Origin of the sequence: Pseudomonas sp. (genome assembly GCF_035497915.1) — a bacterium.
GTDB lineage: Bacteria > Pseudomonadota > Gammaproteobacteria > Pseudomonadales > Pseudomonadaceae > Serpens.
Genome location: NZ_DATJCS010000012.1, coordinates 147,422 through 160,213 on the forward strand (window position 1 = coordinate 147,422; position 12,792 = coordinate 160,213).

Genomic DNA, 12,792 nt, shown 5'->3' on the forward strand with positions numbered 1-12,792 from the left:
GCGTTGCGCCAGGGGGTTGTAGGAGCGGCTTCAGCCGCGATCGCTTTTCAAACGGAACCGGTCAGATCACGGCCTTGATGGCTTCCACGACGCGACCGATGTTGCCCTGATTGAGGGCGGCGACGCAGATGCGACCGGTGCCGACGGCGTAGATGCCGAACTCGCTCTTCAGGCGCTCCACCTGCTCGGCGCTGAGGCCGGAGTAGGAGAACATGCCGCGCTGGCGGGCGACGAAGCCGAAGTCGCGGCCGCTGTCGGCCAGACCCTGCACCATGGCCTGACGCATGGCGCGGATGCGCTCGCGCATCTCGGTCAGCTCGGCTTCCCACAGGGCGCGCAGCTCGGGGCTGTTCAGCACGTTGCCGACCACGGTGGCGCCGTGGGTCGGCGGGTTGGAGTAGTTGGTGCGGATCACGCGCTTGACCTGCGACAGCACGCGCGCGGCTTCTTCCTTCGAGTTGGTGACGATGGACAGCGCGCCGACGCGCTCGCCGTACAGGGAGAACGACTTGGAGAAGGAGCTGGAGACGAAGAACTGCAGGCCGGACTCGGCGAACAGGCGCACCGCTTCGGCGTCCTGGTCGATGCCGTCGCCGAAGCCCTGATAGGCGATGTCCAGGAACGGCACGTGCTCGCGCTCGCGCAGCACCTCCAGCACGGCCTTCCAGTCGGCCAGGGTCAGGTCCACGCCGGTCGGGTTGTGGCAGCAGGCGTGCAGCACGATGATCGAGCGGGCCGGCAGGGCCTTCAGGTCGGCCAGCATGCCGGCGCGGTCCACGCCCTGGGTGGCGGCGTCGTAATAGCGGTAGTTCTGTACCGGGAAGCCGGCGGATTCGAACAGCGCGCGGTGGTTTTCCCAGCTCGGGTTGCTGATCGCCACGGTGGCGTCGGGCAGCAAGCGCTTGAGGAAGTCGGCGCCGGTCTTCAGCGCGCCGGTGCCGCCCAGCGACTGGGTGGTCACCACGCGGCCGTCGGCCAGCAGGGCGGAGTCGGCGCCGAACAGCAGCTTCTGCACGGCGCTGTCATAGCTGGCCAGGCCCTCGATCGGCAGGTAGCCGCGCGGCGCGCTGGCGGCCAGGCGCGCCTTCTCGGCCTCGGCAACGGCCTTGAGCAGCGGAATTCGGCCTTCTTCGTTGTAGTACACGCCCACGCCCAGGTTGATCTTGGTGGTGCGGGTATCGGCATTGAACGCTTCGTTGAGGCCCAGGATGGGGTCGCGCGGTGCCATTTCTACTGCGGAGAACAAACTCATGGTGACGGAGCTCGAAGAAGGAGGGTGGGGGCCATGCAATCGCCCTGGGCCGGAGGCGCTAGGGTGCTGCGCAAACGGGGCGGTATTATGGCCACAATTTTTCTCAGCCGCGATATCCCGCAGGCGCATTTGCCGCATCGTCGAAGACCGACGGCCTGCCGGCTGGCGCGTCGCCCGAGGTGCCCATGTCCGAGTCACTGTTTACACTGGAAACCCGCTACACACCCGCCGGCGATCAGCCGGAAGCCATCCGCCGGATGGTCGAAGGGCTGGAGGCCGGCTTGTCCCATCAGACCCTGCTCGGGGTGACCGGTTCGGGCAAGACCTTCAGCATCGCCAACGTGATCGCCCAGGTGCAGCGCCCGACCATGGTGCTGGCGCCGAACAAGACCCTGGCCGCGCAGCTGTATGGCGAATTCAAGGCGTTCTTTCCGCACAACGCGGTGGAGTACTTCGTTTCCTATTACGACTACTACCAGCCGGAAGCCTACGTGCCGTCCTCCGACACCTACATCGAGAAGGACGCCTCGATCAACGACCACATCGAGCAGATGCGCCTGTCGGCCACCAAGGCGCTGATCCAGCGCCGCGACGCCATCATCGTCACCACGGTGTCCTGCATCTACGGCCTGGGCAGCCCGGAGACCTACCTGAAGATGGTGCTGCACGTGGACCGTGGCGACCGCCTCGACCAGCGCGAGCTGCTGCGTCGGCTGACCGAGCTGCAGTACACCCGCAACGAGATGGACTTCGCCCGCGCCACCTTCCGGGTGCGCGGTGATGTGGTGGACATCTTCCCGGCGGAATCCGAGCTGGAAGCGGTGCGCATCGAGCTGTTCGATGACGAGGTGGAAAACATCGCCGCCTTCGATCCGCTGACCGGCGAGGTGATCCGCAAGCTGCCACGCTTCACCTTCTTCCCCAAGACCCACTACGCCACGCCGCGCGAAACCCTGATGGAGGCCATCGAGCACATCAAGGCCGAGCTCAAGGATCGCCTCGACTTCCTGCGCGGCAAGAACAAGCTGGTGGAGGCCCAGCGCCTGGAGCAGCGCACGCGCTTCGATCTGGAAATGATCATGGAGCTGGGCTACTGCAACGGCATCGAGAACTACTCGCGCTACCTGTCCGGACGCGGGCCGGGCGAGCCGCCGCCGACCCTGTTCGATTACCTGCCGGCCGACGCGCTGCTGGTGATCGACGAATCCCACGTCTCGGTGCCGCAGGTGGGCGCCATGTACAAGGGCGACCGCTCGCGCAAGGAAACCCTGGTGGAATACGGCTTCCGCCTGCCGTCGGCGCTGGACAACCGTCCGCTGCGCTTCGACGAATGGGAAGCCATCTGCCCGCAGACCATCTTCGTCTCCGCTACCCCCGGCCCCTACGAGGCCGAGCATGCCGGTCGGGTGATCGAGCAGGTGGTGCGCCCCACCGGCTTGGTCGACCCGGACGTCGAAGTGCGCCCGGCCAGCACCCAGGTGGACGACCTGCTGTCGGAGATCCACAAGCGCGTGGCCGTCGACCAGCGTGTGCTGGTCACTACCCTCACCAAGCGCATGGCCGAGGACCTCACCGACTACCTGGCCGACCACAACGTGCGGGTGCGCTACCTGCACTCGGACATCGACACCGTGGAGCGGGTGGAGATCATCCGCGACCTGCGCACCGGCGCCTTCGACGTGCTGGTGGGCATCAACCTGCTGCGCGAGGGCCTGGACATGCCCGAGGTGTCGCTGGTGGCCATCCTCGACGCCGACAAGGAAGGCTTCCTGCGTTCCGAGCGCTCGCTGATCCAGACCATCGGCCGCGCCGCGCGCAACCTGCACGGCAAGGCGATCCTCTACGCCGACAACATGACCGGCTCCATGCAGCGCGCCATCGACGAAACCGAACGCCGGCGCAACAAGCAGTTGGCCTTCAACGCGGCAAACGGCATCGTGCCCAAGGGCATCAAGAAGGACATCCGCGACATCCTCGAAGGCGCCGTGGTCCCCGGCGCGCGCAGCGGCAAGCGCAAGGCGCTCAAGGCCGCCGAGGAAGAAGCGCGCTACGACGCCGGCCTGCGCTCGCCGAGCGAGATCAACAAGCGCATCCGCCAGCTGGAAGAGAAGATGATGCAGCTGGCCCGCGACCTGGAGTTCGAGGCCGCGGCGCAGGTGCGCGACGAGATCCAGGCGCTACGGCAGCGGTTGTTGCAGGTGTAGGGCGGCGTAAAGCCGGCCCTACAGGGGGTACGCCTCGATGCCGGCGGCTGGGCTGAAATGAAAAAGCCCCTCAGGCGAGGGGCTTTTGGTCACGCTGGGGAGCGTCAGGCCTTGCCTTCCGCCTGTGCCAGCGCGCGGTTCAGGGCGCTGAACAGGGCGCGCATGCTGGCGGTGGTGAGGTTGCCGTCGATGCCCACGCCGTGCAGCGGGCGCCCGCCCGGCAGGCGCACTTCGATGTAGGCGGCGGCCTTGGCCTGGCTGCCGGCGCCGATGGCGTGCTCGCTGTAGTCCATCACCTCCAGGCGTACCGGCAGGGCGGCAACCAGGGCTTCCAGCGGACCGTTGCCGGTGCCGATCCAGCGGTGGGTCGCGCCACTGGCTTCGCTGACGTCCACTTCCACCTGGCTGATGCCGTTCTCTTCCTGCAGCCGATGGTTCTTCAGGCTGTAGGGCGCGCCGGCGTTGAGGTATTCCTGCTCGAGCAGTTCGTAGATCTGCTGGGCGGTCATTTCCAGGCCCAGACGGTCCATTTCCTTCTGCACCACCTGACTGAACTCGATCTGCATGCGGCGCGGCAGGCTGATGCCGTATTCCTGTTCCAGCAGGTAAGTGATGCCGCCCTTGCCGGACTGGCTGTTCACCCGGATCACCGCCTCGTAGTCGCGACCGATGTCGGCCGGGTCGATCGGCAGGTACGGCACTTCCCATACCGCATCGGCCTTCTGCACCGCGAAGCCCTTGCGGATGGCGTCCTGGTGCGAGCCGGAGAAGGCGGTGTGCACCAGGTCGCCCACGTAGGGATGGCGCGGGTGCACCGGCAGCTGGTTGCACTCCTCGACCACCTTGCGCACGGCGTCGATGTCGGAGAAGTCCAGCTGGGGATCGACGCCCTGGGTGTACATGTTCAGCGCCACGGTCACCAGGTCGACGTTGCCGGTGCGTTCGCCGTTGCCGAACAGGCAGCCTTCCACGCGGTCGGCGCCGGCCATCAGGCCCAGCTCGGTGGCGGCCACGCCGGTGCCGCGGTCGTTGTGGGTGTGCAGGCTCACCATCACGCTGTCGCGCTTGTCGATGTGCCGGCAGAAGAACTCGATCTGGTCGGCGTAGATGTTCGGAGTCGCCGCCTCGATGGTGGCCGGCAGGTTGAGGATCAGCTTCTTCTCGGGGGTCGGCTGGAACACCTCGATCACCGCGTTGCACACCTCTACGGCGAACTCGGTCTCGGTGGAGCTGAACACTTCCGGCGAGTACTCGAAGCGCCAGTCGGTTTGCGGGTTGGCGTCGGCCAGGCCCTTGATGATTCGGCCCGCTTCGATGGCGATCTGCTTGACGCCGGCCTTGTCCTGCTTGAAGACGATCTTGCGGAAGCTGGGTGCGGTGGCGTTGTAGTAGTGGACGATGGCCTGCTTGGCGCCCTTGAGCGATTCGAAGGTGCGCTCGATCAGGTCCTGACGGGCCTGGGTGAGCACCTGGATGGTCACGTCGTCCGGAATGTGGCCGCCTTCGATCAGCTCACGCACGAAGTCGAAATCGGTTTGCGAGGCGGACGGAAAGCCCACCTCGATTTCCTTCAGGCCCACGGCGACCAGGGTCTTGAAGAAACGCATCTTCTTCTTGGCGTCCATGGGCTCGATCAGCGACTGGTTGCCGTCGCGCAGGTCCGAACTCAGCCATACCGGTGCCTTGTCGATCACCTGGCTCGGCCAGGTGCGGTCGGGGAGGTTGATCTGCGGGAACGGGCGATATTTCTGCGACGGATCTTTGAGCATGGTCATGGTTTTTCTCTGCGGCGGCGGCCGGCCTTGCGGGGCGCGGACGGGAATCATCGGAAGCGGAATGTGCGCAAAGCTAGTGCGTGCATGGTTCTGGATGCAAGCATTGTTTGGAAATTGCTGTTTTCCACTAAAAAGAGTTTTTTAAGCGCGATTAAATTGCGAAAAAGCCGACGTTAATCGAGGCGCTTGCGGCGTTGTGTCGCACTGGTCAACCTTCCCATGCGTTGCAACCATCGCCCTGAAAGCACCGAACACAGGCTCATCCGTGAGAAGCAGGCAGCACACAACGAACGTCGGAATCTGGCTTGGCCTGTTCGCCATGCTGATGGTTCACGTCGGCCCGTTGTTCTCCGGTCTGCAGGCCCTGCAGCGAGCCGATGAGCCGCCGGCTGTTGCTGTTGCCATGCATGGGGGGCATGGGCTCGACTCGCACGCCCAGCACGCCCAGCACGCCCAGCACGCCCAGCACACGTCGCACGCCGCGCCCGAGCCGGAGGCCGGCCATGGCATGCATCATCGTTCGACGCCCGGCGAACCGGCCTGGCTGGCCGCGCTGGAAATGTGCGGCTATTGCGAGCTGCTGACCCTCAGTCCGCCGCTCAGCCTGTCCCTGCAACTGGTGCTGCCCGAGTACCAGCCCACCGTCATCCTGCCGCTGCCGGAAGCCCCCCAGCCGGCGGCGCCGCGCCGCAGCAGCGGCCATCCGCGCGCACCTCCCGTCCTGCACAGCTGATCGAGCAGTCGAGCCGCTTCGGCGGCTTGTCCGAATTCTCTGTGTGAGACCTACTTATGACTCGTAACGTCCGTTACGCGGCGCCTGCGCACGCGCGCACCGCGTTTTCCATCAATACCTCCAGTCTGCGCTGGAAACTGGCCCACGCCGCCCTGCTGGCCGGCCTGAGCGGCGGCGCCATGGCCGCCGAGGAGCTGGCGCCCACCGTCATCACCGGCGTGGCCCCGGCCGCCAGCGTGACCGTGGTCACCGATCCGAAGATCCCGCGCCAGCCGGTACCGGCCAGCGACGCCGGCGACTACCTGCAGACCATTCCCGGCTTCTCCGCCGTGCGTGGCGGCGGCTCCAATGCCGACCCGGTGTTCCGCGGCATGTTCGGCTCGCGCCTGAACCTGCTGAGCAACGGTGGCGTCATGCTCGGCGCCTGTCCGAGCCGCATGGACTCGCCGAGTTCCTACATCACCCCGCAGAACTTCGACAGCCTCACGGTGATCAAGGGCCCGCAGACGGTGCTCTGGGGGCCGGGTGCCTCGGCGGCGACCATCCTCTTCGAGCGCGAGCCGGAGAACTTCACCGAGCTGGGCGGGCGTGTCGACGCCAGCCTGCTGGCCGGCTCGGAAGGGCGCTTCGACAGCGCCATCGATGCCGCCACCGGCAGCAGTCAGGGCTACCTGCGCCTGCTGGCCAACCACTCCACCTCGAACGACTACCAGGACGGTAACGGCGATGAGGTGCATTCCCAGTGGGAGAAGTGGAGCAGCGATCTGGTGCTTGGCTGGACACCCACGGCCGACACCCTGGTCGAACTGACCGTCGGCACCGGCGACGGCGAAGCAGCCTACGCCGGGCGCGGCATGGACGGCAGCAAGTTCGAGCGGCAAAGCCTGGCGCTGCGCGTGGCGCAGGAGAACATCGGCGAGGTGCTGCAAAAGGTCGAGGCGCGGGTGTATTACAACTACGCCGACCATGTGATGGATAACTTCACGCTGCGTGATCCGGACCCGGCCGCCGCCATGGCGATGATGCGCAATCCGGCGGCCACCAACGTCGACCGTCGCACTCTGGGTGGGCGTCTGGCAGGCACCTGGCAGTGGAACGCCTACGAACTGGTGGCGGGTGTGGACGCGCAGACCAACGAGCATCGCAAGCGCGCGTCCACCTTCAACATGATGACCCAGGTCTATACCGACTACGACGAATTCGGCTGGACCAAGGACGCCGAATTCAGCCAGTACGGGCTGTTCGCGGAATTGACCCGGGAGCTGAGTGAGCGACAGAAGGTGATCAGTGGTGTGCGCATCGACCGGGCGCAGGCTACCGATGAGCGCCTGATGTTCAACAGCCACCACCCGACGGCCACCGATCCGGTTACCGGTAAGCCGATCAGCATGAACTGGGCCAACCCCAGCGCTGGAGATACCAAGCGCGATACCCTGTACAGCGGTTTCCTGCGTTACGAGCATGGCCTGGCGAGCCTGCCGGCCACCGCCTATGTCGGTCTGGGCCACAGTCAGCGCTTCCCGGATTACTGGGAGCTGTTCTCGGCCAGCCCTGGCCCGGTGGGCAGCATCCAGGCATTCGAGACGGTCGAACCGGAAAAGACCACCCAGCTGGACTTCGGCATCCAGTACGCCAAGGGTCCGCTGGAGGCCTGGGCCTCGGCCTATGTCGGGCAGGTCAACGACTACATCATGTTCAACTATGTTCCCGGCATGATGCCCGGCATGACCCGTTCGATCGCCACCAACATCGACGCCCGCATCGCCGGCGCCGAAGTGGGCGGCAGCTACAAGCTGACCGACAACTGGAAGGCCGACGCCAGCCTGGCCTACGCCTGGGGCGAGAACACCACCGACGAGCGCGCCATGCCGCAGATTCCGCCACTGGAAGCCCGCTTCGGCCTTGGCTATGAGCGCGGCAACTGGAGCGCCGCCGGTCTGTGGCGCGTGGTGGCCGCGCAGACCCGGGTGGCCGAGGGCCAGGGCAACGTGACCAGCAAGGACTTCGACGAAAGCACCGGCTTCGGCGTGCTCTCGCTCAACGCGGCCTATCGCGTGAACGAGAACTTCAAGCTCAGCGCCGGCGTCGACAATGTGCTGGACAAGGCCTACAGCGAGCACCTCAACCAGGCCGGCAACGCCGGTGTCGGTATGTCCGCCGACGAACGCATCAACGAGCCGGGCCGCAGCCTCTGGGCTCGCCTGGATGTGAGCTTCTAAATCGAGAGAGGGAGCGCAACGCTCCCTGATCGCGGGTTGGCGCTGGGCATGGAGCTCGGGCGCCGATTCGAGGGCTGGCCTCAAGGATGAGGCATGGGCAGTCCGACCGTCGGCACTCGCGCCTCGTGCGCAGCGCCAACCCGCGCTCTCGTAAGCCACCAAAGCAACGCACTGCACGAACCTGTAGGAGCGACTTCAGTCGCGAGCTCTTGGGGCGCCTGCAGGAAAAAGCATCGCGGCTGAAGCCGCTCCTACCAACCAGCAGCTAGCCCGTCGCCCGCGCTAACGCCTCACCACCAGCGTCTTCTGCCGCAGGATGTAGATGCTCACCAGCGTGGCGCTGGTCAGCATGCCGACGCGCGCCCAGAACAGCGGCACCAGCCAGCAGGCGAACCCGATGCTCGCCCACATCAGCAGCAGGGTGTAGATCTTGCCCTTGAGCGGAATGCCCTGGCCTTCGAGGTAGTCGCGAATCCACGGGCCGAGGCGCGGGTGGCCGACCAGCCAGGCGTAGAAGCGCGGCGAACTGCGCGCGAAGCAGGCGGCGGCCAGCAGCAGGAAGGGGGTGGTGGGCAGCACCGGCAGGAAGATGCCGATCACGCCGAGAACGACGCTCAGCCAGCCCACCGACAGCAGCGTATAGCGCAGCCAGAGCGGCAGCGCACGCGGCAGGCGGTGGGGCTCGCGCATGGTCTCAGTGGCGCGGCTTGAGCAGCGAGGGCTTCTCTTCCGGGGCCTGGAACAGCAGGTACAGCGCGGTGAGCACTTCCGGGATCTGCTCGATCATGCTGTCGACCAGGTCGCGGTCGGCGGCGATCTCGTCGAACTCCGGCTGCTCCTCGAACAGGCCGGAACCGACCATGATCGGCAGCAGCAGCTCGCTGACTTCATCCTCGGCGTTCTCGAACCAGGCGGCCTCGCGCAGGAACACGCCTTCCATGAAGCCGATGCACCAGCCGCGCAGGTCGGACAGGTCCGGCTCGTCGCCCAGATCCAGCTCGCAAGGCAGCTCCATGTCCTCGTCGCTGGCCAACTGCTGGGCGATGCGCGCCTTGAGCTGCACCAGGGCCTGTTCGATGTCCTGGCGCTGGGCCTCGTCGCGATAATGCGGCGGCTCGGCGAACAACGCGTCGATCCACTCGCGCTCTTCGACGGGCTCGGGAGATACCGACAGGGCGGTCAGATAGCCATGGGCGGCCACGTAGTCCAGCGCTTCCTCGTGCAGGTCGTCGGAATCGAGGAACTCCTGCAGACGGGTCAATTGTTCGGCAAACGACATACGGGCACTACCTTGGCGGATGGATAGCGACGAATTCTAGTCGAGTGCACAGGGCAGGGCTACCGGCATGCGCAGCGGCGCGCCGATCCGTCGCGCGGCGGGGCGCCGGCGGCGCGAGGCTCGCGTATACTTCGCCGCCTGTTTCGGAGACCGGCATGCTTGACCAAGCCCAGCGCATCCTCAAAGACGTATTCGGCTACGACGCCTTTCGTGGCAATCAGGCCGCCATCATCGAACGGGTGGCCGGCGGCGGCGATGCCCTGGTGCTGATGCCCACCGGCGGTGGCAAATCGCTGTGCTACCAAGTGCCGGCGCTGCTGCGTGACGGCCTGGCGGTGGTGGTGTCGCCGCTGATCGCGCTGATGGACGACCAGGTCGCCACCCTCGACGAACTGGGCGTGCCGGCCGTGGCGCTCAATTCCACGCTGAGTGCCGACGAGCAGCGCGAGATCGCCGAACGCCTGCGTCGCCAGGAGATCAAGGCGCTGTACCTGGCCCCCGAGCGCCTGGTGCAGCCGCGCATGCTGGCCTTCCTGCAGCGCCTGCCGATCGCGCTGTTCGCCATCGACGAGGCGCATTGCGTGTCCCAGTGGGGCCATGACTTCCGTCCGGAATACCTGCAGCTGGGCCAGTTGGCCGAGCTGTTCCCCGACGTGCCGCGCATCGCCCTGACCGCCACGGCGGACAAGCGCACCCGCGAGGAGATCGTCCAGCGCCTCAAGCTGGAGAACGCCGAGCGCTTCCTGTCCAGCTTCGACCGGCCGAACATCTTCTACCGCATCGTGCCCAAGGACCAGCCGCGCAAGCAGCTGCTGGCCTTCCTCGCCGAGCGCAAGGGCGACGCCGGCATCGTCTACTGCATGTCGCGCAAGAAGGTCGACGAACTGGCCGCCTTCCTCACCGAGCAGGGCTTTCCGGCGCTGCCGTACCACGCCGGCCTGCCCAGCGACCTGCGCGCCTATCACCAGAAGCGCTTCCTCAATGAGGAAGGGCTGATCATGGTGGCGACCATTGCCTTCGGCATGGGCATCGACAAGCCCAACGTGCGCTTCGTGGCGCACCTGGACCTGCCCAAGAGCCTGGAAGCCTACTACCAGGAAACCGGCCGCGCCGGCCGCGACGGCCTGCCGGCGGATGCCTGGATGGCCTACGGCCTGCAGGACGTGATCTTCCTCAAGCAGATGCTCAGCAATTCCGAGGGCGACGAACAGCACAAGCGCGTCGAACAGCACAAGCTGGAAGCCATGCTGGCGCTGTGCGAGGAAACCCGCTGCCGGCGCCAGGCGCTGCTGGCCTACTTCGACGAGGAGCTGCCGCAACCCTGCGGGCATTGCGACAACTGCGTCGACGGCGTGCAGACCTGGGACGTGACCGAGCCGGCGCGCCAGGCGTTGTCGACCATCTACCGCAGCGGCCAGCGTTACGGCGTCGGCCATCTGGTCGACATCCTGCTGGGTCGGGACAACGACAAGATCCGCCAGTTCGGCCATCAGCACCTGTCGGTGTACGGCGTCGGCAAGGGTCTGTCTGAAGGTGACTGGCGCACGCTGTTCCGCCAGCTGGTCGCCCGCGGCCTGGCCGATGTGGACCTGGACGCCTTCGGCGGCCTGCGTCTGACCGACAAATGCCGCCCGTTGCTGCGTGGCGAGGTGACCCTGGAGCTGCGCCGCGAGCTGATCGGCAAGCAGCCCAAGCAATCCTCCGGTGCCAGCCCGGCCAGCCAGCTGGTGCGCACCGAGGAGCGCGCCGCCTGGGAAGCCTTGCGCAGCCTGCGCCGCAAGCTGGCCGAGGAACACGGCGTGCCGCCCTATGTGATCTTCCCGGACGCCACGCTGCTGGAAATGCTGCGCAGTCAGCCGCGCAACCTGGCCGAGATGGGCCGGGTCAGTGGCGTCGGCGCGCGCAAGCTGGAGCGCTACGGCGAGGCCTTCCTCGAAGCGCTCGGTGGCGCCCAGGGCGAGGCGCCACGGGTGGTCACCGACCTGCGCCACGAGCTGATCAGCCTGGCCCGCGCCGGCATGACCCCGGCGCAGATCGCCAGCCAGCTCGACTGCACCGAAAAGAACGTCTACAGCCTGCTGGCCGAAGCCATCGGCAACCAGCAGCTGGCGCTGGACCAGGCCCTGGACCTGCCCGAGGAGCTGATGATGGAAGTGCAGGACGCCTTCCTCGACGGCGAAGGCGAACTGCCGCCGGTGGCCGAGATCGCCGAGCAGTTCAAGGGCCGCGTGCCGGTCGGCGTGCTGCACTGCGTGCGCGCGGCGCTGCAGAGCGAGTTCGAGCTTTAAGCCGCGCGCAACGTACGGGTCCCCGGTAGGGTGGTCGGCGCTGTTCTGGCCGCCGCTGCGCGCGACGCGCCAGCGTTGTCCGCCCTACGCTTGCTCCTCGGTCGTCTTCGCAAACAACTTCTCCCCGCAGCGGCTGCAGAACGCCGCGTGGGGTTCGTGATGGTCCTTGTGGCAGGTCGGGCAGTCGTGGTGCAGGCTGTCCTGGCGCATGGCGGTGGCCAGTTCGGCGGTGAAGATGCCGGTGGGCACGGCGATGATCGAATAGCCGGTGACCATGATCAGCGTGGCCATCGTCTTGCCCAATCCGGTGTGCGGCACCATGTCGCCGTAGCCGACGGTGGTCAGCGTCACCACCGCCCAGTACACGCTGGCGGGAATGCTGGTGAAGCCGTTTTCCGGCCCTTCGATCACGTACATCAGCGTGCCGAAGATCACCACTAGGGTGCTTACCGTCAGCAGGAACACAATGATCTTCTGCCGGCTGCCGCGCAGCGCCACCAGCAGGAAGTTGGCCTGGCTCAGGTAGGGGGTCATCTTGAGGATTCGGAACACCCGCAGCAGGCGCAGCACGCGCACCACGATCAGGTAATGGCTGCCGGGCACCAGCAGGGCCAGGAAGCTGGGCAGGAACGACAGCAGGTCGACCACCCCATAGAAGCTGAAGATGTACTTGCGCGGTTCCGGATGGCAGTAGATGCGCACCCCGTACTCGACCATGAACAGCAGGGTGAACAGCCATTCCAGCGCCAGCAGCGGCTGGCCCGCTTCGGCATTCACCGAGGGGATGCTGTCGAACATCACCACCAGCAGGCTGGCCAGGATGGTCACCAGCAGCCAGGCATCGAAACGCCGACCTTCCGGGGTGTTGGTGAAGAAGATCACCACGTACAGGCGCTCGCGCCAGCTCATTTCACTCAGGGGATTGTCCATTGCTGCTCGCCCGGATCATCGAATGTGGCTAGGGTAACCGCTGCACACCGGGCGTGCCGCGCCCGGGCGCGGAAAATCTGCGACAATCGCGCCCTTTCCGATTTGCCGCGAT

The 12,792-nt window shown here is 66.3% G+C and carries 9 protein-coding genes; 4 read left to right on the forward strand and 5 right to left on the reverse strand.

Annotated features, from left to right (window positions below; all coding sequences use genetic code 11):
- Positions 1 to 61: 61 nt before the first annotated feature.
- Positions 62 to 1,252, reverse strand: coding sequence for an amino acid aminotransferase (locus VL129_RS04485; protein WP_325410500.1), 1,191 nt, complete (start codon positions 1,250 to 1,252; stop codon positions 62 to 64).
- A 185-nt stretch (positions 1,253 to 1,437) separates the two neighbouring features.
- On the opposite strand from VL129_RS04485, the gene uvrB reads away from it, so the two are divergent.
- Positions 1,438 to 3,456, forward strand: a complete 2,019-nt coding sequence (uvrB, locus tag VL129_RS04490; RefSeq protein WP_325410502.1) for an excinuclease ABC subunit UvrB — start codon at positions 1,438 to 1,440, stop codon at positions 3,454 to 3,456.
- A gap of 104 nt (positions 3,457 to 3,560) precedes the next feature.
- On the opposite strand, the gene leuA is transcribed toward uvrB, so the two are convergent.
- A complete protein-coding gene (gene leuA, locus VL129_RS04495) occupies positions 3,561 to 5,231 on the reverse strand; it encodes a 2-isopropylmalate synthase (RefSeq protein ID WP_325410504.1) in 1,671 nt (556 codons plus the stop codon).
- A gap of 319 nt (positions 5,232 to 5,550) precedes the next feature.
- On the opposite strand from leuA, the gene VL129_RS04500 reads away from it, so the two are divergent.
- Positions 5,551 to 5,964 carry a DUF2946 family protein gene (locus tag VL129_RS04500; protein WP_325410506.1) on the forward strand — a complete coding sequence of 138 codons (414 nt, stop codon included), beginning with the start codon at positions 5,551 to 5,553 and terminating at the stop codon, positions 5,962 to 5,964.
- 56 nt (positions 5,965 to 6,020) lie between these two features.
- Complete coding sequence (locus VL129_RS04505; RefSeq protein ID WP_325410508.1) at positions 6,021 to 8,183, forward strand: TonB-dependent copper receptor; 2,163 nt, start codon at positions 6,021 to 6,023, stop codon at positions 8,181 to 8,183.
- A 282-nt stretch (positions 8,184 to 8,465) separates the two neighbouring features.
- On the opposite strand, the gene VL129_RS04510 is transcribed toward VL129_RS04505, so the two are convergent.
- Together VL129_RS04510 and VL129_RS04515 are read right to left on the reverse strand one after the other, a co-directional pair.
- Positions 8,466 to 8,873 carry a YbaN family protein gene (locus tag VL129_RS04510; RefSeq protein ID WP_325410510.1) on the reverse strand — a complete coding sequence of 136 codons (408 nt, stop codon included), beginning with the start codon at positions 8,871 to 8,873 and terminating at the stop codon, positions 8,466 to 8,468.
- A 4-nt stretch (positions 8,874 to 8,877) separates the two neighbouring features.
- The gene (locus tag VL129_RS04515; RefSeq protein WP_325410512.1) at positions 8,878 to 9,462 is read right to left on the reverse strand and encodes a YecA family protein; all 585 of its coding nucleotides are present in this window, start codon (positions 9,460 to 9,462) and stop codon (positions 8,878 to 8,880) included.
- Positions 9,463 to 9,617: 155 nt separating this feature from the next.
- Between VL129_RS04515 and recQ the strand changes: the two genes are divergently transcribed.
- Positions 9,618 to 11,750, forward strand: coding sequence for a DNA helicase RecQ (gene recQ, locus VL129_RS04520; RefSeq protein WP_325410514.1), 2,133 nt, complete (start codon positions 9,618 to 9,620; stop codon positions 11,748 to 11,750).
- An 84-nt stretch (positions 11,751 to 11,834) separates the two neighbouring features.
- Here recQ and VL129_RS04525 read toward each other — a convergent pair whose 3' ends face one another.
- Complete coding sequence (locus VL129_RS04525; protein WP_325410516.1) at positions 11,835 to 12,680, reverse strand: ion transporter; 846 nt, start codon at positions 12,678 to 12,680, stop codon at positions 11,835 to 11,837.
- Positions 12,681 to 12,792: the final 112 nt, after the last annotated feature.